Annotated in this window: 28 protein-coding genes; 14 read left to right on the top strand and 14 right to left on the bottom strand. The window is 42.8% G+C overall.

The features are described from left to right. Positions 1–52: 52 nt before the first annotated feature. Positions 53–454, top strand: coding sequence for a metal-dependent hydrolase (locus ASULF_RS00130; protein ID WP_015589661.1), 402 nt, complete (start codon positions 53–55; stop codon positions 452–454). Here ASULF_RS00130 and ASULF_RS12360 read toward each other — a convergent pair. From ASULF_RS12360 to ASULF_RS00085, 10 genes are all read right to left on the bottom strand, one after another. After that, complete coding sequence (locus tag ASULF_RS12360; RefSeq protein WP_330217186.1) at positions 451–555, bottom strand: hypothetical protein; 105 nt, start codon at positions 553–555, stop codon at positions 451–453. The two genes, ASULF_RS00130 and ASULF_RS12360, sit on opposite strands and share 4 nt — an antisense overlap. 95 nt (positions 556–650) lie before the next feature. Beyond that, positions 651–1022 carry a HEPN domain-containing protein gene (locus tag ASULF_RS00125; protein WP_015589660.1) on the bottom strand — a complete coding sequence of 124 codons (372 nt, stop codon included), beginning with the start codon at positions 1020–1022 and terminating at the stop codon, positions 651–653. After that, a complete protein-coding gene (locus ASULF_RS00120) occupies positions 1015–1326 on the bottom strand; it encodes a nucleotidyltransferase domain-containing protein (protein ID WP_015589659.1) in 312 nt (103 codons plus the stop codon). The genes ASULF_RS00125 and ASULF_RS00120 overlap by 8 nt, the downstream gene beginning before the upstream one ends. Before the next feature lie 321 nt (positions 1327–1647). Next, positions 1648–1950: a HEPN domain-containing protein gene (locus ASULF_RS00115; RefSeq protein ID WP_236609731.1), complete on the bottom strand. Its 303-nt coding sequence runs from the start codon at positions 1948–1950 to the stop codon at positions 1648–1650. Positions 1951–2065: 115 nt separating this feature from the next. Then, positions 2066–2611 carry a nucleotidyltransferase family protein gene (locus ASULF_RS00110; RefSeq protein ID WP_015589657.1) on the bottom strand — a complete coding sequence of 182 codons (546 nt, stop codon included), beginning with the start codon at positions 2609–2611 and terminating at the stop codon, positions 2066–2068. 487 nt (positions 2612–3098) lie between these two features. After that, the gene (locus tag ASULF_RS00100; RefSeq protein WP_015589656.1) at positions 3099–3314 is read right to left on the bottom strand and encodes a DUF2283 domain-containing protein; all 216 of its coding nucleotides are present in this window, start codon (positions 3312–3314) and stop codon (positions 3099–3101) included. A gap of 198 nt (positions 3315–3512) precedes the next feature. Next, on the bottom strand, positions 3513–4133 hold the full coding sequence (locus tag ASULF_RS00095; protein WP_015589655.1) for an acylphosphatase: 621 nt from the start codon (positions 4131–4133) through the stop codon (positions 3513–3515). Positions 4134–4250: 117 nt separating this feature from the next. Next, positions 4251–4391, bottom strand: coding sequence for a hypothetical protein (locus tag ASULF_RS11825; protein ID WP_169336368.1), 141 nt, complete (start codon positions 4389–4391; stop codon positions 4251–4253). A gap of 341 nt (positions 4392–4732) precedes the next feature. Then, a complete protein-coding gene (locus ASULF_RS00090) occupies positions 4733–5098 on the bottom strand; it encodes a hypothetical protein (protein WP_015589653.1) in 366 nt (121 codons plus the stop codon). Between the two features lie 368 nt (positions 5099–5466). Further along, positions 5467–6618, bottom strand: coding sequence for an acyl-CoA dehydrogenase family protein (locus tag ASULF_RS00085; RefSeq protein WP_015589652.1), 1152 nt, complete (start codon positions 6616–6618; stop codon positions 5467–5469). A gap of 334 nt (positions 6619–6952) precedes the next feature. Here ASULF_RS00085 and ASULF_RS00080 point away from each other — a divergent pair, with 334 nt between their 5' ends. The 8 genes from ASULF_RS00080 to ASULF_RS00050 all read left to right on the top strand — a co-directional run bounded on the left by ASULF_RS00080 (position 6953) and on the right by ASULF_RS00050 (position 14327). Beyond that, the gene (locus ASULF_RS00080) at positions 6953–8056 is read left to right on the top strand and encodes a KamA family radical SAM protein (RefSeq protein ID WP_015589651.1); all 1104 of its coding nucleotides are present in this window, start codon (positions 6953–6955) and stop codon (positions 8054–8056) included. Between the two features lie 51 nt (positions 8057–8107). Continuing rightward, positions 8108–8605: an HTH domain-containing protein gene (locus tag ASULF_RS00075; protein ID WP_015589650.1), complete on the top strand. Its 498-nt coding sequence runs from the start codon at positions 8108–8110 to the stop codon at positions 8603–8605. Positions 8606–8717: 112 nt separating this feature from the next. Continuing rightward, entirely contained in the window at positions 8718–8864 is a 147-nt protein-coding gene (locus tag ASULF_RS11820) for a hypothetical protein (protein WP_169336367.1), read from the top strand. Between the two features lie 179 nt (positions 8865–9043). Then, a complete protein-coding gene (locus tag ASULF_RS00070) occupies positions 9044–9490 on the top strand; it encodes a 4Fe-4S dicluster domain-containing protein (RefSeq protein ID WP_015589649.1) in 447 nt (148 codons plus the stop codon). After that, complete coding sequence (locus ASULF_RS00065) at positions 9487–10785, top strand: NAD(P)/FAD-dependent oxidoreductase (RefSeq protein WP_015589648.1); 1299 nt, start codon at positions 9487–9489, stop codon at positions 10783–10785. Before ASULF_RS00070 ends, ASULF_RS00065 begins: the two co-directional genes overlap by 4 nt. Before the next feature lie 9 nt (positions 10786–10794). After that, positions 10795–11931: a class II glutamine amidotransferase gene (locus ASULF_RS00060; protein WP_015589647.1), complete on the top strand. Its 1137-nt coding sequence runs from the start codon at positions 10795–10797 to the stop codon at positions 11929–11931. Positions 11932–11941: 10 nt separating this feature from the next. Beyond that, positions 11942–13468 (top strand): glutamate synthase-related protein, encoded by a 1527-nt coding sequence (locus ASULF_RS00055; RefSeq protein WP_015589646.1) that lies wholly within the window; start codon positions 11942–11944, stop codon positions 13466–13468. 10 nt (positions 13469–13478) lie between these two features. Beyond that, on the top strand, positions 13479–14327 hold the full coding sequence (locus tag ASULF_RS00050) for a GltB/FmdC/FwdC-like GXGXG domain-containing protein (protein ID WP_015589645.1): 849 nt from the start codon (positions 13479–13481) through the stop codon (positions 14325–14327). A 45-nt stretch (positions 14328–14372) separates the two neighbouring features. On the opposite strand, the gene tnpA (ASULF_RS00045) is transcribed toward ASULF_RS00050, so the two are convergent. Beyond that, positions 14373–14795, bottom strand: coding sequence for an IS200/IS605 family transposase (tnpA, locus tag ASULF_RS00045; protein ID WP_015589644.1), 423 nt, complete (start codon positions 14793–14795; stop codon positions 14373–14375). A gap of 48 nt (positions 14796–14843) precedes the next feature. Here tnpA (ASULF_RS00045) and ASULF_RS00040 point away from each other — a divergent pair, with 48 nt between their 5' ends. Continuing rightward, on the top strand, positions 14844–16022 hold the full coding sequence (locus tag ASULF_RS00040; protein ID WP_015589643.1) for an RNA-guided endonuclease TnpB family protein: 1179 nt from the start codon (positions 14844–14846) through the stop codon (positions 16020–16022). 245 nt (positions 16023–16267) lie between these two features. Here ASULF_RS00040 and ASULF_RS00035 read toward each other — a convergent pair whose 3' ends face one another. From ASULF_RS00035 to ASULF_RS00025, 3 genes are read right to left on the bottom strand one after another with little or no spacing between them, the layout of a single operon-like run. Then, positions 16268–16504, bottom strand: a complete 237-nt coding sequence (locus ASULF_RS00035) for a PDDEXK family nuclease (protein ID WP_015589642.1) — start codon at positions 16502–16504, stop codon at positions 16268–16270. A gap of 41 nt (positions 16505–16545) precedes the next feature. Then, positions 16546–16935, bottom strand: a complete 390-nt coding sequence (locus ASULF_RS00030; protein WP_015589641.1) for a type II toxin-antitoxin system VapC family toxin — start codon at positions 16933–16935, stop codon at positions 16546–16548. Continuing rightward, the gene (locus ASULF_RS00025; protein ID WP_015589640.1) at positions 16935–17153 is read right to left on the bottom strand and encodes an antitoxin VapB family protein; all 219 of its coding nucleotides are present in this window, start codon (positions 17151–17153) and stop codon (positions 16935–16937) included. The genes ASULF_RS00030 and ASULF_RS00025 overlap by 1 nt, the downstream gene beginning before the upstream one ends. A gap of 437 nt (positions 17154–17590) precedes the next feature. Between ASULF_RS00025 and ASULF_RS00020 the strand changes: the two genes are divergently transcribed. The 4 genes from ASULF_RS00020 (at position 17591) to ASULF_RS00005 (ending at position 19981) form a co-directional block, all read left to right on the top strand. Next, positions 17591–17887, top strand: a complete 297-nt coding sequence (locus ASULF_RS00020; protein ID WP_048098166.1) for a nucleotidyltransferase family protein — start codon at positions 17591–17593, stop codon at positions 17885–17887. Then, a complete protein-coding gene (locus ASULF_RS00015; protein WP_015589638.1) occupies positions 17880–18242 on the top strand; it encodes a HepT-like ribonuclease domain-containing protein in 363 nt (120 codons plus the stop codon). The genes ASULF_RS00020 and ASULF_RS00015 overlap by 8 nt, the downstream gene beginning before the upstream one ends. A gap of 266 nt (positions 18243–18508) precedes the next feature. Beyond that, positions 18509–18913, top strand: coding sequence for an IS200/IS605 family transposase (tnpA, locus tag ASULF_RS00010; RefSeq protein ID WP_015589637.1), 405 nt, complete (start codon positions 18509–18511; stop codon positions 18911–18913). Then, positions 18914–19981 carry an RNA-guided endonuclease InsQ/TnpB family protein gene (locus tag ASULF_RS00005; RefSeq protein WP_015589636.1) on the top strand — a complete coding sequence of 356 codons (1068 nt, stop codon included), beginning with the start codon at positions 18914–18916 and terminating at the stop codon, positions 19979–19981.

Raw genomic sequence — 19981 nt, 5'->3', positions numbered from 1 at the left:
TGGAATTACACTCGGAATTGCCTACTTACTTGAAACCAGGTTCAAAAGTTAGATGGACTACAGGCTGATATTCATAGGTTCATTACTTCCGGACATAATAGATAAGCCATTGGGAATGATTCTGCTACCATTAAACAACGGCAGAGTTTTTGGACATACTCTGCTGTTCATTCTCATTCTCCTCCTGATTGGCTTAAAATACAGAAAATCCCTGTTTTTATCCTTTGCATCTTTTCTCCATTTAATTGAAGATGAGTTATGGAACGAACCAGAAACATTCTTCTGGCCTCTTTTAGGCGACTTTCCTGCTAAAGAACATTCAAGCTTTTACGAGTATATCGAGAGGATTATATCAGAATACACACCTTCCCTTTCCCACATCTTCATTTCAGAGGTTATTGGCATTGTTATAATCTTGATATTCTTAAAAGAGAGAGTAATTTCCACAAGCTAAACGATTCCAAGTTCCTCTCTAGCTACTCTCAGGAATTCCTCTGCAAACCCGACGACAAATTCTGCTTCTTCTCTGCTCACAAGTAAACCACCGTACTGTATGTTGTGTCTTGAAAGTCTAATTTTGTCGAAGGTATTAATTAATTCAAGAATTTTATCTTCCTGTTACTTAACAACAAATTCTGTACCAGCACACATCAGCTAATCAAAAATTCTTTTGCCTTTTTTACGAATTCCCTTGCATCTTTGAGAATATCTGTAGCCGTCTCTTCTGAAATCTCCTGAAAAATTCCGTAATCACTTTCCTCCCTCAAATCAAAGGCCTTGCTGAGTCTAATGCAATCCTCCTCATTGAGTCCCAGTTTCTCCTTGTTTTTCCAGATCAGGAATATTGTTCCCCTGTGGGTTCTGGAGTCTTCACCTACACTCAAAATCATGGCTTTAGATGCGTGGAACATTGCATAGTAAGCTGTGCTACAGCATCGTTCATACATACCCATTTTGAGTTCACTTTCAGCATCTCTGAGAAGTTTCTCAGCTTTTTTAATTCTAAGTGTTATTTCATCCAATTACTATCCCTTCCCTCTCTACGGATCGAATAAATGATAGATTCATTTCTTTCATCTTTGTATACCTGTCGATTCTAAGTATTTTGACCGAAATTAATCTTTTGGCTATAGGAATAAACGAATAAATCACTTTTCTAATGTCGTTTTCAATACTATCGTCTCTTACCACTACGAGGATGTCGATGTCGCTCTCTGCACTGTAATCTCCTCTCGCGTATGAACCAAACAGGACAATTCTCTCCACCTTGTCACCAAATCTTTCCTTAATTTTTCTGGATATCTCCAACAGGTAATCAGCGATCATTCTTCTCTAATCAATTTGTACTGCTGATAATTTAAGTTTTTTGAAACGGTACAGGCATAATTCAGCCCACATACAGATTATTTTTATCTTAGATTATTTTTATGAGTAAATTAAAAGGTTATATAACACTACAAACTGACTTTATGTTTGCTCTTCAGATTGGAATTGAAGTTGTTTGACTAAAGAACATTCAAGCTTTTACGAGTATATCGAGAGGATTATATCAGAATACACACCTTCCCTTTCCCACATCTTCATTTCAGAGGTTATTGGCATTGTTATAATCTTGATATTCTTAAAAGAGAGAGTAATTTCCACAAGCTAAACGATTCCAAGTTCCTCTCTAGCTACTCTCAGGAATTCCTCTGCAAACCCGACGACAAATTCTGCTTCTTCTCTGCTCACAAGTAAACCACCGTACTGTATGTTGTGTCTTGAAAGTCTAATTTTGTCGAAGGTATTAATTAATTCAAGAATTTTATCCCTTTCCTTATACAAATACTTCAGTGCAAGGCCAAGACAATAATGACTTCTTTCCACGTAACCTTTCGCAAAAAGCAAAGCTCTCGCTGAGTGAAATGCACTGTTATACGCTGCGATTTCAGCCATTTCGTATTCTTCGATTTCAATATTCTTTCTTGCAGATTTCAGAAATCTCTCTGCTATTTTCAGCGTTTTCAGCTTTCAACAGCCTTGGAATCTCTTTTTATCAGCCCCTTATCCAGGCATTCCTGAAATTTCATAGCTCCGCACCTTTTATGAGAATGTAGTTTCTAAGAACACTTTCAGCAAATTTATTGCCCTCTTTTTTCATCTTCTCCCATCTGTAATACGGTAAAACCGTGAGCTGTATTTCTCTTCCCAGTTTTTCCTGAAGTTCAAGAATTAAATCTCTATTTACATCCTCTTCTTCGCCTATAATCAGGATGTCTAAATCGCTCATCTCATCAAAGTTTCCTGAAGCAAAGCTACCGTAGATTGCAAGGGATATGCAGTTCTCTGCTATTTTTTCAATGCCAAGTTCCTTTAGTAAGGTTGCGTAATAAGCTTTTTTCAATTCCCTTACGGCAAAATCATCGTTATTAAGTGTGAAGAGTTTAAGATTGCCTTTTCTCTTAACACGCAATATACAATCTCTCTCAAAGATGTCACAGTAAGTTTTTGCACTTCCAGGACTTATTTTCAGCCTCCTTGACAGCTCTTTAAGGTGCACCTCTGCAGATTGATGAGTGATGAAATATTCAAGCACTTTGAATCCAACAAATTTTCTAAATTCTTGGATCATATAATATGTTGAACGATCGTTCAACTTAAAAAACTATCGTTCATTTTATTGATATGATTTTCGTCTCGCTCAGAAGAACCGGTTCTTAACGAAACTTCCTTTTTCAACTTCTCTCTTAACCAAAATTTCTGCTTCAACCCAGCTATCACTCCCAATTTTTACACCGGGATATATAGAAACGTTAATTCCCGTCTTAACATTGTAACCAATGAAAGCTCCAAGCTTTCTTCTTCCGCTATCAATTCTCTTACCCTTAATCGTAACATCTCAGAAATTATAGGCTTCATCATAATTTTAGCATTCTTGATAAAACGCAGATTTTCTAACGCCCGACTAAACATGTGATCATTCCGTTAGCTGTGTTCTGAAATGAACTTGTCGATATAGTCCAGCAATTTCGGTAAATCCCGCATTAAATTCTCAACATCGGTGTCTGTGGTGTGGATGAGTGTAAACCTTAGTATGGTGCGTTGTCCCACTCTATTCATCAAACTTTGGATTTAGCAATAGCCTTAAACTCCAATGGTATATCTTTCCCGGTAAAGTAAAGAACTTCTATTCCTATTACTTTCCCTTCCTTGCTCTTTTTTAGGATTATCTCCTCCCCCACTTCCTCACAAACGTATTCTTCCTGAGGATCATCAAACCATATGTCAAGAGTTTCCATCTCCTTGTTGTGAACTAAAATTATTTTTTTCTCCATATCTCCTCACTTTCTTCCATAAAGGCCTTCAACAAAACTTCTTTTAAGCTTTTTTCGATTAGCTCCTCAAGTTCATCTTTTGAGAATTGAGCAGTCAATATTCCCACCTTAATTCATTGACTTCTTCTGATATTTTCTTCCAAGTCCTTTCCCATCTTCTTAATCGATGATAACTGCATCGTAAACAAATGCTATCGTTCACAGTTCAATTCCTGCTTTAATCAAAGCTTTCTTTATCTTCTCAATTTCCTCTTCAAGCCTCTCAAACCTATTCTCAAGCAGCTCATTTGTTTTATCTATTTTTGACGAAGCTTCCTTGACACTCTTATTTACTTCTCTGATCTCACTCTTCAGATCTTCTCTTGTACCTCTGATCTCCTTTATTGTTTCATCCTGTTTCTTCAACATCGAGTCCTGCTTCTCAAGCATCATATCCTGTCTCTCGAGCATCATATCCTGCTTCTGCAACATCGAATCCTGCTTTTCTAGCATCTTCAAGCCAACCTGGACGATCTTGGACAGCTGAGCAGTATTAAAGCTGCTCCTAAACCTCTCAATATCTCTAACTCTCCCAGTATATTCTTCAACCTGAATTTTTTCAACCACAGCATTCTCTGGTTTGTTTGATTTGATGAATTCCAGAAATTCTTCGATCTGCTCCTTTTCGCCATCAACCAAAACAACTAAAGCTTCTCTCCCGTTAATTTTAACATTTCTTGCATCAAAATATGGAATGAACAAATAATCTGCTTCCTCAAGAAGGAACAAGCGATAGCCAGCATTGTGAACTTTGCCAGTTATCGTTATCTTAACCGCCATTACAATATTCACCTCAGCCAATTAAAAATAATTTTGGGTAGGATTTTTTGAGATCTGTAATATTATATTTTAAGATAGATTACGCCGCAAGCATCGTTTAGTATTATTCCGGATATATCAATAATAAGATTCGGTCTTCATTACACCTCCATCATAATCCTCAACCTTTATTGCCTCAAATTCGGCATTATCCGGCTTTTTTCTTTTTACAAGCTCGATTAAAGCATTTATCTTATCCTCCAGATCTTCAACAGGCACTTCGACAGCCTGCACGTCATTCAGAGTAATGCCATCTGCAAAGAACTCTCTATTTTAAGTGATTCAGCTAAGCCCAGAAGAAACGGGGATAACCAGCATCATGAACACCTTTGATGATTCTCAGTTCTTTTTTCACCTTATTTACAGTCTCTCAAAAAAAGTCTTTTTTGATGTTGATGGAGCCGACCTCTGCTGTCAAAGCTGAAGTCAATAGCCCCAACTACGCCTATCCAGCCCTCCTCATCGCCTGTCGGCTCGGTCTCTGCTGGACAGGCCCTTTATTTTTTGTTGATCTGATTAATTATTCCGCTTTGTTCCTACCTTTGTTACATTCTGCTTTGTTACCTCCACTCACTATTCAGCACAGACTCCAGAAGGTCTGTGGAAACCCGGATGTACTTCCTGACAACTGAAATGAAAATCTCCTTCTGCCTTGAGAAGGTTATCCACCAGGTATCGTCAAAATCCTCTATACTGGATAGCTCCTTTGCAATCAGCCTTATCTGAGCCTCGGATACCTTGTATCCCCTATCCTTCAGAATTTTTCTCAGTCTTGACAGGGCAATCAAAAAATAGCCTATCTTTTTACCCCTGTCGGAGGAAATGTTTCCGACTGATCCACATTTGTTGCAGTAAGGATGGAGTTTTATAATGCCGTTCTGCGTCTTCATCCAGTCCTTTTTGTTTGACTCATGGACACAAGGCATCCGGTTCAACCTCTTTCAGTTATGTTTAAGATGTGGGATATTTAGATCCAATAATGATTATTTACTACTGCTATTTTTATTGTAAAACTAAATGCGAGATATATAATTTTTTCGAGTTGATCCTCTTTTTGTTTTTTATGGGTTGGTAATATGGTGGTATGGTGATCTTTCTGCCCCCCTCAGCACATGCTTTTCGATTTAGGAAAGACTTTTTTATGATATTTAACTTTGTTGGTACATATTTTTGATCGAAAAATAAAACCCTGCGGGCTGCAAATGGGTGACAAACTCTCCAGCACCAGTTAACACTACTGAAAATCCAGAAAAATTTTTTGTAAAGCTGTAAAGCCCCTGTTGAAAATTAAAGGCTAAAACCCTAACTTTCCAGCAAGAAACCTTCCGATTATCAGCCTCTGTATCTCGCTCGTCCCCTCATAAATCGTACCCACTCTTGCATCCCTGTAGTACCTCTCAACATCGTACTCCTTGCTGAACCCATACCCACCAAACACCTGAACAGCCTCATAGGTAACCTTTATCGCAGTCTCACTCGCGTACAGCTTCGCAGCACTGCTTAATGCAGGATTTGGCTCACCCTTGTCAACCAGATATGCAGCCTTGAAAATTAACAGCTTAGCCGACTCTATTGCCGTGAACATATCTGCTAACTTGAACTGGATTGCCTGATGCTCTATGAGGGGCTTGCCAAAGGCTTTTCTCTCCTTTGCGTACTGCAAGGCTCTTTCGTAGGCACCTATGGCAATTCCAAGCTGGATGGCACCAACGAGAATCCTGCTCTCGTTGAAGAATCGCATTAGCTGGTAGAATCCAAAGTTCTCTGTTCCAACGAGATTTTCCTGCGGGATAAAAACATTCCTGAAGTACAGCTCGGAGGTATCATGGCAGTTCAGACCCATTTTCTTTATCGGCTTTGTCTCAAACCCTTCCATCGATTTCTCAACAACAAGTGCAGAAAAGCCCTTGTATGCAGGCTTGGCGTTTAAGTCTGTTCTCGCTATAACCACCACCCAGTCTGATATGCCCCCGTTGGTTATGAATGTCTTGGAGCCGTTGAGGATGTATCCCCCTTCAACCTTCTCCGCCCTGGTTTTTATGCTGTTAACATCACTTCCAGCATCGGGCTCGGTGATGGCTATTGCAGATGTTGTTTTTCCCTCAGCAACAGCCCTCAAATACCTCTCCTTCTGCTCCTCAGTTCCGAAGTACTTCACCATCGGGCATCCGAGAGTTGAGGCTGCTATTGCCGATCCTATCCCGCTGTCCGCTCTCGTAAGCTCCATGCAGATAATGGGTATCGATATGAAATCCATTCCCGCCCCGCCATACTCTTCCGGAATGTCAGCCCCAACAAATCCAAGTTTGGCAGCCCTTCTGAAAATCTCCCATGGATATTCTGCTTTCTCATCATATTCCCTGCCATAAGGCATTATTTCCTTCTCGGCGAACTCTCTTACCGCATCCCTCAACATCCTATGCTCCTCATTGAACGAGAAGTCCATTATTTCACCATATAAAAGGTTATAATTTTAATATTTAGCTTTTTCGATTTATTGGTATTCAAACAGTAATGCAATTCCTGTATCAGGTATTATTCAGCACTTTTACTCCTTAAAACATGAAAAACCTGCAAGCGATCGAAAATCTTTCGGAATTCGAACAAGCAATAAAATCAAATTAACCGATGAATAACCGCTTGCTCCTGTTTGACAATCGAAGATTTTATATATCTTTTTAGTAACATTCAAGTAAAAGTAAGGCGAATTTTATAAAAAAAGGCCGAGATAGGGATAATTCGGTTTAAAAGGAATTCCCTGCTTTTATGGAGGTGATAAAGTGACATGGGTAGAAGAACTCAGACAGAACATTACCGAGATTGAGGAACTCGAAAAATACATCCCCCTCTCTCCAGAAGAGAAGGAGAGGCTGGAGGAGGTGATTCAGGCTCATCCGATGTCAATATCTAGATACTATCTCTCACTGATAGATCCAAACGATCCCGATGACCCCATCAGGAAGATGGCAGTTCCATCCGTAAAGGAGCTCGACCTCGCTGGAGAATATGATACAAGTGGTGAGAGTCAGAACACGAAGCTACCGGGCTTGCAGCATAAGTATGCCCAGACAGCGTTGATTCTCGCAACAAACGCATGTGCGATGTACTGCAGGCACTGCTTCAGGAAAAGGCTTGTGGGCATTCCAACTAAAGAGACAATAGAACGACTGGACGGTGCGGTTGAGTACATTAGGGAGCATAAGGAGATAAACAATGTTCTTGTCAGTGGCGGGGATCCGTTCCTGCTTCCAACGGAGGTAATCGAGGAGTTTCTGTACAAGCTAACCGATATTCCGCATGTGGATTTCGTCAGGTTCGGCACGAGAACTCCGGTAACCTTCCCTGACAGAATACTCATGGATCCGGAGCTGCCTGAGGTTCTTCAGAAATACTCAACCAGGGACAGGAGGGTTTACATCGTAACCCAGTTCAATCATCCAAGGGAGATAACTGATAAATCCACGAGAGCTGTAGATGCCCTGATAAAGGCTAACACTATAATCAGCAACCAGACGGTTTTGCTTAAGGGTGTTAACGACTCAGGAAAGGTTCTGGCAGAGCTGATGAACGTAATAAACAGAATTGGTGTGATCCCTTACTACATATTCCAGTGCAGACCTGTAAAGAGGGTGAAGAGCCACTTTCAGGTTCCGCTCTATGACGGCTACTGGATTGTGGAGGAAGCGAAGAAATATCTGAACGGGCACACGAAGAGAATAAGATACATAATGTCTCATGTTACTGGTAAGATTGAGATTATTGGGGTTATGGACGGTTACATGTACTTCAAATACCATCAGGCCAAAGACCCCTCCAACCTCGGAAAGATGTTCAGAAAAAAGGTCAGCAAGACTGCTGCATGGCTTGACGATTTTGAGGAATAGTTGCTAGTTTATAGACAAATTTAATATAGTTTTTTTCTGGAATACTGAAACATGAATCTGATTGAGGACGAGTTAAATGTCAAGATAATCGAGGGAATTTTAAACTCAAAAACACAGGATGAGATTGCTTATGACCTTAATGTCTCGACGAAGACTGTGTACAATAGAATGAAGCTTCTTGAATCTCATGGATACATCAAAGAGGTAAAAAAAGGAGTCTGGAAGGTTGACTATGCGAAGATAGGGATGGACTACATGGGTGTTGTTTTGCTCGGCATACACAACGATAGGGAGGGTATGGAAACACTCATCGAGCATTTGAAAAAACTCGATTATGTCGAAAATGTTTTCGAGATCATCGGCAGCGAGTACAACCTCTGCATAATAGTTCGATTTCGTGGCTTGGAAGAGGCCATAAACGAGACGGGCAAGTTTCAGGCGTGGCTCAACAAAAAAGGGATAAGGATAGACAGATTCAATTCTTTCATAAGTGGAAAAACGCATAAAGATCATAGAAGATCCAGGATTTTAGGAAACTATAAGGGCTAATCCCCGCGACTTCCGCGAGATACAGCCCGTAAGGATATGACTCCCCCGTTGTAGTATAGCCAAGGCTTGACCTGCGGCTCCTGAATTGACAGGAGCGTGGGTGGCCCGAAGTGTGGATGATAAGGCTGGAAAGGCCTTTGAACACCCTCTAGGGCTAAACACCGTGCTGGAAGGATGCCCCTTTTTAATGGAGGAAGGAGATCCACAGTATAACTTTGAGCCTTGCTTATTTAGTTTTTTAATTTTAAATTATGTTTAATTTTTAGGTAATAGGGATACTGATTATAGATTCCTAAATACCAAACCCATAATATTTATATACTTCAACTAGCTTAAACGCATAAGTATGTCTTGTAATGTCACGATATTAAATTTCGAAAGTTACTTAAAACCCTGTTATTTTTGTGGTAGTTGGAGCGATTTCGAGGAGGGATGAGTTTGCCAAAGGTCGTTGCAAAGCCAGAGGTATGTATTGGCTGCCACCTCTGTGAGATATGGTGTGCAGTTGCACACTCAAGAACGAGGGATATACTGAAGGCCTTTAAGTATGAGAAAAAGAAACCTGTGCCGAGAATAGTTGTTGATGAAAATCTGCCCGAGTGCTTTGCCATCCAGTGCAGACATTGTGATGAGCCTAACTGTGTTTTCGCCTGTATCAGCGGTGCTCTGTATAAGGATACAGAAACAGGAAAGGTTTTGCACGATGAAAGCAAGTGTGTTGGATGCTTGAGCTGTGTGATGGCCTGTCCTTATGGCAGCATTGTGATAGATTTTGAGGAGAAGAAGATCGTTAAATGTGATCTGTGTGAGGGGCTTGAGTTCCCCACATGCGTTAAGATGTGTCCCAATAATGCGCTGGTTTACATATCCGGAGGGGAAGAATGAAGTTCGATGTTGTGGTCATAGGAAATTCTGCCGGTGGTATAGGTTGCATAGAGGCTATAAGGAGCAGAAACAGGGACTTGACGATTGCGGTCATATCTGAGGAGGAGTACCACACATATTCAAAGGCGCTGATCCCCTACTACCTCTCCGGGAGGATAAGCAGGGAGAAGATGTACTACAGACCACCCGACTTTTATGAGAAAATGGATGTAACGCCGATACTCGGAAAGAGGGCAGTTTCGATAAATGTCAGCGAGAAGAAGGTAATACTCGATTCTGGTGAGGAAATAGAGTATGGCAAGCTTCTCATAGCCACCGGTGGAAAGCCATTCATCCCGCAAATGGAGGGTTTTGATCCCAAACTGGAGAACGCCTTCTCCTTTGTAACGATGGACGATGCCCTTGGCATCGAAAAGGAACTTGAGGATGCAAAAAAGGCTGTAATCCTTGGAGGAGGAGTTATCGGGCTGATGGCTGCCGAGGTTCTGGCGGAGAAGGGCTTGGAGGTGCATGTAATCGAACTTGCAGACAGGGTTCTTGCCCCGGTGGTTGACGAGAGAACATCGGAGATAGTCCAGAGGGTTTTTGATGAGCATGGAGTCAGCATCCACACAGGCCTGACAATAAAGAAGGTGAACTCCAGCAACAACAGGGTTTACAGCGTAACGCTCACAGATGGCAGGGAGATTGAATGCGATCTCATGATTGTTGCGGTCGGTGTCGTGCCGAATATAGATCTTGTGAGAGATAGTGAAATCGAGGTTAATCGTGGCATAGTTGTCAACAGGAAGATGGAAACCTCGGCCAAAGATGTCTATGCGTGCGGTGACTGTGCAGAAGTCTATGACTTCATGATCGATGACAGAAGACTCCTGCCCCTCTGGCCCAACGCTTATTATGGCGGAAGAGTTGCCGGGCTGAACATCGCTGGAGGGAGTGCGGAGTTTGAGGGCACATCCATGAACGCGATGCACTTCTTCGATGTTTACATAATAAATGCCGGACTCAACATAACGGATGAAATCGCGGAGAAGGAAGGCTACGAGGTTCTGATCAGATTTGATCCGGAAAGGAAGGTTTACAGAAGGATTGCAATCAAAGATGGGCTTATAAAGGGAATAGTGCTTGTGGGAAAGGTTGACAGGGCAGGAATATACCTCAACCTGATGAAGAGGAAGATAGATGTCACGGAGTTCAAGGAAAGACTCCTCGACTACGACTTCGGATACACAAAGCTTCCAGAGCATATCAGATGGGATTTGCTGAAGGATGATGTGGTTCTCGGAATAATATGAGGTGAAAGCATGAGGTTTGAGATAAACAGGTGTGAGAGGTACCTCCCGAACAAGGACATCGAAGCATGTGGACTGTTCGGTGTTATGAACATCAAGGGCGAGAGGTTTGGAGGAGAAATGGCGATAAAGGCAATATCTAACATGAAAGCCAGAGGAAACGGTCTTGGCGGTGGATTTGCTGTTTATGGCATCTATCCCGAATACAAGGACTATTACGCCCTTCACATAATGTATCAGGATGGAAACCTCGATGCAAAGAAGAAGGTTGATGAATTCCTCTCTAAAAACTTCGATATCGTTCACGATGAGGAGATTCCCACAAACCCATCTGCTGATGTATCCTATCCACCTCTGGTGTGGAGATATTTTGTAGCTCCCAAAAATACCGAAGAAAAGCTGAGCGATGATGATTTTGTTGTCGAGAAAGTTATGCACATCAATACCCGGATAGAGGATGCTTATGTTTTCTCATCCGGAAAGGACATGGGTGTGTTCAAGGGAGTTGGATTCCCAGAGGATGTTGCTGACTTCTTCATGCTCGACGAGCTTTACAAGGGCTACATGTGGACAGCCCACAGCAGATTCCCGACCAACACACCCGGATGGTGGGGTGGAGCACACCCATTCAGCATTCTCGACTGGACTGTGGTGCACAACGGGGAGATCTCATCATACGGAACCAACAGAAGGTATCTGGAGATGTTCGGATACTACTGTACGCTCTTTACAGACACAGAGGTTATGGCGTATGCTGTTGATTTGCTTATGAGGAGGCAGGGATTGCCTATAGAGATAGTTTCGAAAATTTTCGCAGCACCGATGTGGGATCAGATAGAGCACATGGAGGAGAAAAAGAAGAAGCTGTACACAACCCTCAGGATGGTTTACGCTCCTCTGCTGATCAACGGGCCTTTTACCGTTATCGTGGCTCACCATGGAGAGATGTTCGGCATAACCGACAGAATAAGGCTCAGGCCAATCACTGCTGGAGCCAAAGGCGACTTCGTCTTCCTTTCATCTGAGGAAGCAGGTATCAGGGCTGTATCTCCTGATCTCGACATGGTCTGGACGCCGAGAGGTGGAGAGCCGGTTGTTGTCAGGCTGAACAGGAAGGATCATCTGAAGAGCCTTAAGGAGTCGATTTGAGGGTGATATGATGGAAATGAAAACTTACATGCTTCCCGAATTCATCATAGAAAGAGATGATGAGAGATGTATAAGATGCAGGGTCTGTGAGAGGCAGTGCTCTCAGGAAGGGCACAGGTATGATCCCGAACTGGATAGGATGTTTCACGATGAGTATGTTTGTGTTGGGTGCCAGAGGTGTGTTGTTTTCTGCCCAACAAATGCCCTTACTGTCAGACCCCATCCCTCCACATACCGCCCCAACGCCAACTGGACGAGAGAGAGAATCCAGGATTTGAAGAAGCAGGCTGAAACCGGAGGAGTTATTCTAACCGGAAGTGGTAACGATAAGCCTTATAGAATATACTGGGATCATCTCGTGCTTAACGCCTCTCAGGTTACAAATCCATCGATAGATCCATTGAGAGAGCCAATGGAGCTCAGAACTTTCCTCGGAAGAAAGCCTGATGGACTGGAGATAAAGTACAGCGAGGACTATGAGGATGTTGAGATCGCAACCGAACTGCATCCGAATGTTATGCTCGAGACGCCAATAGTCTTCTCGGCGATGTCATATGGAGCTATAAGCTACAACGCGTTCAAATCTCTGGCAATGGCATCCAAGGAATTCGGAACCCTCTTCAACACCGGAGAGGGTGGTTTGCCAAAGAGTTTGAGAGAGGAATATGGTGGAAATGCTATAGTACAGGTAGCGAGCGGGAGGTTTGGTGTGGATCCCGATTACCTGAATGTCTCTGCCGTGGTTGAGATCAAGATAGGTCAGGGTGCGAAGCCGGGAATAGGAGGCCATCTGCCGGGGGAGAAAGTCAGCATAAGAATATCCGAGACGAGGATGATTCCCGAAGGGACTGATGCTCTCTCACCCGCCCCACAGCATGATATCTATTCGATAGAGGATCTCTCGATGCTGATCTATGCGCTGAAGGAGGCAACCAACTATGAAAAGCCCGTAAGCGTTAAGATCGCAGCCGTGCACAATGTTGCTGCAATAGCATCCGGAATAGTCAGGGCTGGAGCGGACATAGTAGCGATTGACGGGCTCAGAGGTGGTACAGGTGCTGCACCCAAGATAATAAGAGATAATGTCGGAATTCCGATAGAGCTGGCTTTAGCCTCGGTAGATCAGAGGCTGAGAGAGGAAGGAATCAGGCACAAAGCGTCGATACTTGTCGCTGGAGGATTCAGAAACAGTGCGGATGTGCTGAAGGCAATCGCGCTTGGAGCAGATGCTGTGTACATCGGAACTCCAGCGCTCATAGCGATGGGATGCACATTATGTCAGAAATGCTACACAGGAAAGTGTGCATGGGGTATATGCACGCAGGATCCATACCTCACAAAGAGGCTAAATCCGGAGATTGCGAGCAGGAGGCTGTACAACCTCCTGAAGGGCTGGAGCAATGAGATCAAGGAGATGCTCGGAGGTATGGGAATAAACGCCATTGAGAGCGTTAGAGGCAACAGGGATCATCTGAGAGGAGTTGGACTGGAGGAATGGGAACTCAGGGTGCTCGGAGTTAAGGGTGCAGGAGAGTAGAGGTGGTATTATGGTTTCGATAGCCAAGTTCTCTTTAAGGGATATGTTCCTTGAGGGAGTTAGACCCCTTGAAAAGATACTGAAGTACATCCAGATTGAGGGTGAGGAGGCTGTTATCGACGCCAAGGAGCTCAAACACAAGGAAGTTAATGATCTGCTCAGGTATGCTGCCCTGAATGGAGTAAAGAAGGTTCGTGTTATAAATACTGTGGGGCAGAGGTACATAGGCACAAGGCTGCACCTTCCAAGTCCCGCTCCAAAGCTTGAGATACACATTGAGGGAACACCCGGAAACGATCTCGGGGCATTTCTGGATGGTCACAGAATAATCGTTCATGGAAATGCTCAGGATGGTGTTGGCAACACGATGGACGATGGAGAGATAATTATTCATGGAAGGGCTGGAGATGTTGTTGCAATGTCGATGAGAGGAGGGAAGATATATATTAGGGACAATGTTGGTTACCGAACAGCAATCCACATGAAGGAGTACATAAACAAAGTTCCCGTTTTAGTTATAGGCGGAACATCTCAGGACTTCTTTGGAGAGTACATGGCAGGAGGGAGAGTTATCCTGCTCGGTCTAACGCTGAAGGAGGGAGAAAAGCACAAGGCATACTATATAGGCACCGGAATGCATGGCGGGGTTATATATCTGAGGGGCAAGGTTGAGAAGTACCAGCTCGGGAAGGAAGTAGGAATAGTTGAGATGGAGAAAGAGGACTGGAAGTTCGTCGAGGAGCATGTCGGGAAGTACTGTGAGTACTTCAACAGGGACAAGGAGAAAATTATGGAAGGCAACTTCCTCAAGCTGATTCCTGTATCTAAAAGACCTTACGGAAAGATATACGCATATTAGCTTTTTTATTTTTTATAGGATTTTGCCGCAAGAAGACCACCGATTTTAACCGGTGGATGAATTGCGGCTTCTACCACGATTTTTCACTCCTTCAATGTACTTTTTAATGGTTTCTGCCGAAACATGTCCTGCTGTACCAACGTAGTAGCTTGGCGACCATATATGGCCACCCCAGAGCTCTTTCTCCCTTAGTTCAGGAAATTTCTCAAACAATCTTTTCGCAGTCACCCCTTTCAGAATCTTGACTATGTTCGTTGGAGCTTCAAAAGGCGGAGCAGAGATGAAGAGGTGAATGTGGTCAGGCATGACTTCAAGCTCAATAATCTCCCAACCCTTGGTTTCCGCTATTGTTTTAATCTGCTCCTCCAGAAACTCCCTAACCTCATCAACCAGTACTGGCTTTCTGTACTTCGGACACCACACGATGTGGTAGTTAATCTCGTATACTGCTGAACTCTTTCTTCCCATACCTATAGGTAGCAAATTTTAAATACTTAAATCTTTCTACCTATAGGTGTGAAGGTACAGAAGGTCATCAAGTGCAAGGTCGTTCACCTCACCAGGGTTAAGCGTGAACTGCTTACACAGGAATACGAAAACCTTCAGAAGTTCCTTCAGGGTGATAACTCTGTTAAGCTCTATTCTGCAAATAAGCAACAGGCAAAGCGTTACTACAAGAAAGTTAAACCCGACAAGGAGTATCCCTTGAGCATACGCAAGGATTTGATTAAAGTTGAACGCAAGAACACAAAAATTGCCAAGTACTGGGCTCGCATCCCTGTTGCTGGTAGAAGGGGTGGGATATGGGTTGCCATAAAGCCACATCGGGACATTCCCGAAGATGTCGAAATCTGCGAATCAAAGTTGTTTAGAAGGAATGGTGAGTTCTACTTACATCTAACCATTCAAAGGGAAATTGGCTTCGTCAAAGTTGAAACTTCTGATTGCGTTTTGTATATTCCTCCTTCATTTACAGTTAACGAACGCACCGTGGTTATAGCAATCGACATAGGAGAAGCAAACCCCATAGCTTCTGTGGAGCTGTGGGGTTTTGGAATGCAGAGAAGGAATGTGAAATTCTTAGGTAAAGAAATAAGAGCAATAAGGACACACTACAACTGGGTTAGGAAGTCGGTGGGGAGAAAGAAGATAAAGCATGCTGTGAAATGGATTAAGCAATTAGGTAACAAGGAGTCGAGAAAGGTGGCAGACGTTCTGCACAAAGCAACCCGTTCAATCGTGGACAGAGCTATTGAACTCAAACAACAGGGTTTCGAACCAATCATTGTCTTTGGTGATCTCAAGAACGTAAGAAAACCCCACATCAAGGGCAAACCAAGATGCAGGAAGAACAACCGCAAGGTACACACAATGCCATCGTTTAAAGTAAAGCACATGTTGCTTTACAAAGCCCTGTGGGCTGGGATACCAGTAGCTATTGTAAATGAGGCGTGGACATCAAAGCAATGCTGGAGATGTGGTTCAACGAACACTGTTGTCAGAAAGAGGATGTTCAAATGCAAAGACTGTGGGTTGGAGTACAATCGAGATTTAAACGGTAGTGTGAATATAGGTAACAGGCTCCTCGGCTATATGCTGAGGAGCAGGGCTGATGTGAACCAGCCCGAAACTCCCCCAGTATACAGCGTACTTGTTAGCGATTCAGCGTGCGAGGGGAGAAGCCACCGTCTTTAGACGGTGGTAGTTCACAGCTTGCCGAAAGAAGACTACTGTCCTATCCGATGGGTGAATCACCCCGCCTTTGCGAAGCTGTCCAGCAATTACTGGGAATAATAATTCATCCCGTTTATTTTTAAATTGCAAGCCTGAGCGAGCTCCTTTTTCACGCAAATTTGACTTGCTGGGCAGCCACTTTTGGAAGGGCCCTTGCAAGCAACGGGAAGATAAATTGTGGTTTTGATCTTTGATTTGATTGATATTTATGGCCTCTGTTTCTCTGTCTCTCTACGAACACCTAGTGCTTCAAGGATGGCCTTGCATCCTTCAACATCGAAAAACCTCGTTTTGAGGAACTTTATAACCTCTTCATCATTCACGCTGTTTAATCTCCTGATGGCTGATTTCAGGATGGAGGTTATCAGGGGCTCGGAATAATCTTCGATCAGTTTATCCGAGGGAATGAACTTCCAGCCGAAGCTTTCAAGTTTTTTAACCATTGGTTCTTCGGTCTAGACTAGCTCTTTCCTCATAAAATCACCTAATACTCTTCAACTTCAAGCCCCTCAATTCTTTTAAAATGATCCTCTCTGGTTACGAGACTTAAATCGTAGGTTATGGCTGTAGCGGCAATAACAACATCAGGGAATGGTAGCATTTCACCCTTCTTTATGAGAGAAGCGTCGATTTCTGCTGCCCTCTTTGCTATTTCATAGGTGTAGGGTATAATCTCGAATCTTGATAGCGAAGCTTCGCCAAGCTTTAACTTCTCCTCGTCTCCTATGTAGTGTAAGCCCCTCAGCACTTCATGTGCGGTTACAACCGAGATGGCTTTAATTGATGGTGAGGAATCAGTCTCTTCAGCCTTCTTCAACGCCTTTTTGTCGTGTTTGAAGAGGTCTATAACAAAAGAGGTGTCGAAGAGCCACATTACAGCAACCCCTTAAGCCTTGCCAGATCAACCTCTTTCTGCCTCTCAATAAGCTCCTTGATTTTGTCTGCCTCGCTATCATCGAGTATCTTCGGAATATCACTTATCTTCTGCCTTTTCAGCAGTCTTTTGATCACATCGCTGAAAGATTCACCTTTCATCTTCGTCTTTGAGAGCATCTCGTAAACATCATCTGACACGGCTATTGTTTTTGCCATAATTTTGTGTATTGATATAGATATATTTAAGATTTAACTTTCTGAACTCTGAAAATATCATTCAGTAATATCCAGCAAGTTCAGGAGATTCAGTATGGTTGATCTATTACAAAAAGTCGCTAAGAAAGCTAAGAAAGCTCCCCGCTGAAAGAGGCTGTCCGACAATTACTGAGAATAATAATTCATCCCGTTTATTTTTAAATTGCAGGCCTGAGCGACCTCTTTTTTCTCACAAATTTGAATTGCTGGACAGCCTCGCGAGCGAGGGGTGATTCACTTTTCCTGTTTCATCTAATCCAAATCTTGTGGCTAAAAATTTGGAAAACATGATATAGTTTTTCACCAAATCTCTTCCAAGTATGTGGACATGTTGCGGGAACTATTGTTTCTGCCATAACGGGGGAAAGGTAATGTATGGAAGGGAATCAAATAAAGTTATGAAAAACCTCGAGGAGGTAATCCAGATACTGAAGGAGAACGATAGAATTCTGAAAGAGAGGTTTAAAGTTAAAAGTATAGGCGTATTTGGTTCTGTAACGAGGGGGGAGCAAAAGGAGACAAGCGATATTGACATCATAGTTGAATTTTCCGAACCTGTAGGCTGGGAAATAGTAGATTTGAAGGAATTTCTTGAAGAACTGCTTGGGGTTAGGGTTGATGTTGTGACGAAAAATGCTGCGATGAGAAAGCCATTGTTGTGGAAATCCATAGAAAGGGAGGTTGTTTATGTCTAAACGAACTCCAGAGCTGTTTGTTCAGGATATGCTGGAAGCAATTGAGAAGATTGAACGGTACACATCCTCGATTGAAGATTTAGAGGATTTTATGAGAGAAGATATGGTTGTTGATGCAGTTTTAAGAAATCTTGAAATCATAGGAGAAGCTGCAAAAAACATCCCTGAAGACCTTCGCTCAAAATATGGAGAAATACCGTGGAAAAGAGTTGTAGGGCTGAGAAATGTTGTGATTCACGGTTATTTTGCGGTAGATCTTGAAGTTGTCTGGGTGATTGTAAAGAGACAGCTTCCTGAGCTTAAAGAGGTTCTGCTGAAGATGATGGAGGAGTTGGAGAGATCCGAAAATAAATAAGGAGGTGTAGTAATTATGAGAAAATCCGTCAAGATTAAAGCTTCGCCACATTTATTCCATTCTTTAAACAGAACTGACGGAATAGCTGTGTAGCATAAAATATCATTCTCATCTCCGTAATAGTAGTTTCGGTAGTAGACGTGTAAAATCTTTTAACTTTCTGTTGCTGCTAAGTCCCCTTGCGCAAGCGAGAGGATACAGCAGGGGAGGCGGGAGGGGGAGGCTGGAGGTAAATTTTATATAGTTTTAGCAAAAAACTAAAAACTATGAAATACAAACTCGACAGAGATGCTCACTCTGTCTACTCTCTTCACTATCACCTCATCTTCGTAGTAAAATATCGCAGGAAAGTATTTACAAATGATAGAATTATAGACTTCCTAAAACAGAAAATTCACGAAATCTCAGAAACGTTTGAGGTTGAAGTTCTTGCCATAGAATGCGATGTCGATCACGTTCACATCCTCTTCAAAGCAAAGCCAACACTGAACATTCCCAAGTACATCAACGCTCTGAAAACAATAACTTCAAGAGAAATAAGGCGAAATTTTCCAGAGGTAAAGAAGAAGCTGTGGAAGAACGTTTTCTGGTCACCTTCATACTTCTTGGCAACCAGTGGGCAGGTAACTTTGGATGTTCTGAAAAGATACGTGGAATCGCAGGGTGAGTGAATGCTGATTAGCTACAAATTCCGCATATACCCTTCAAAAGCGATTCAAGCTAAACTGAATGAACAACTCGAAATATGCAGATGGCTTTACAACCGCTTACTTGAAGAAGTCAACAAAGCAAAGAAAGAAGGAAGAAAGATAAAGCAAACGGATACTCAAGCTCTCATCGTAAAGCTCAAGGAAGAAAACCCCAGTTTGAACAAGGTCTACTCCAAAGTCCTGCAGATGGTGAACTATCAGCTATGGGCAAACATAAAAGCGTTGGCTAAACTAAGGGAAAACGGAAAGAAGGTTGGATGGCTAAGGTATAAGACAGGAAACTCCTTCAAAACCCTAAACTTCAACCAGTCGGGATTCAAGATAGACTTTGAGAGGAAGAAACTAATCCTGTCAAAGGTTGGCGAAATTCCGATTAGGATTCACCGTTGCATTGAAGGCAAGGTCAAGGGTGTAATAATCAAGAGAACGAAATCTGGAAAGTGGTTTGCAATAGTTCAGGCAGAAGTTGGGGCCAAGCCTCTAGCACCAACTGGCAAAGTTGTAGGAATAGACGTTGGAGTAAGGTACTTCCTCGCAGACACCGATGGAAGACAAGTAGAGAATCCTTGCTTCTATGAGAAAACACTAAAGAGGATAAAAAGGCTTCAGAGGGATTTATCAAGGAAGCAAAAGGGTTCAAAGAACTGGGAAAAATGCAGAATCAAGTTAGCAAAAGCTTACGAGAAGCTTGTCAATCAACGCAACGACTTCTTACATAAGCTTTCTCGTTTTTACGTCGATAACTACGATGTCATAGCCGTCGAAGATCTACGAATTCAAAACATGGTTAGAGCAGGTAAAACGCTTGCTCAACGTATATTAGATGCCTCTTGGGGCAAGTTCATCCAGCTGCTCTCCTACAAGGCTGAAAGAGCTGGTAGGAGAGTGGTTAGGGTGAGCCCCAAGGGGACTTCTGAAGGTCTGTCGTTTGATGACCCGTTAAGAGACTGCATCTCAGCATGTAGAATACTCTCACGGGGGCTGGGACGGCCCTGTCAGCCTGTGGAGGGGGACCTCTACTCCTCGTAA

This window comes from Archaeoglobus sulfaticallidus PM70-1, assembly GCF_000385565.1.
GTDB lineage: Archaea > Halobacteriota > Archaeoglobi > Archaeoglobales > Archaeoglobaceae > Archaeoglobus_A > Archaeoglobus_A sulfaticallidus.
The sequence above is the reverse complement of the archived record's forward strand: the minus strand, read 5'-3'. Positions and strand labels throughout refer to the sequence as shown.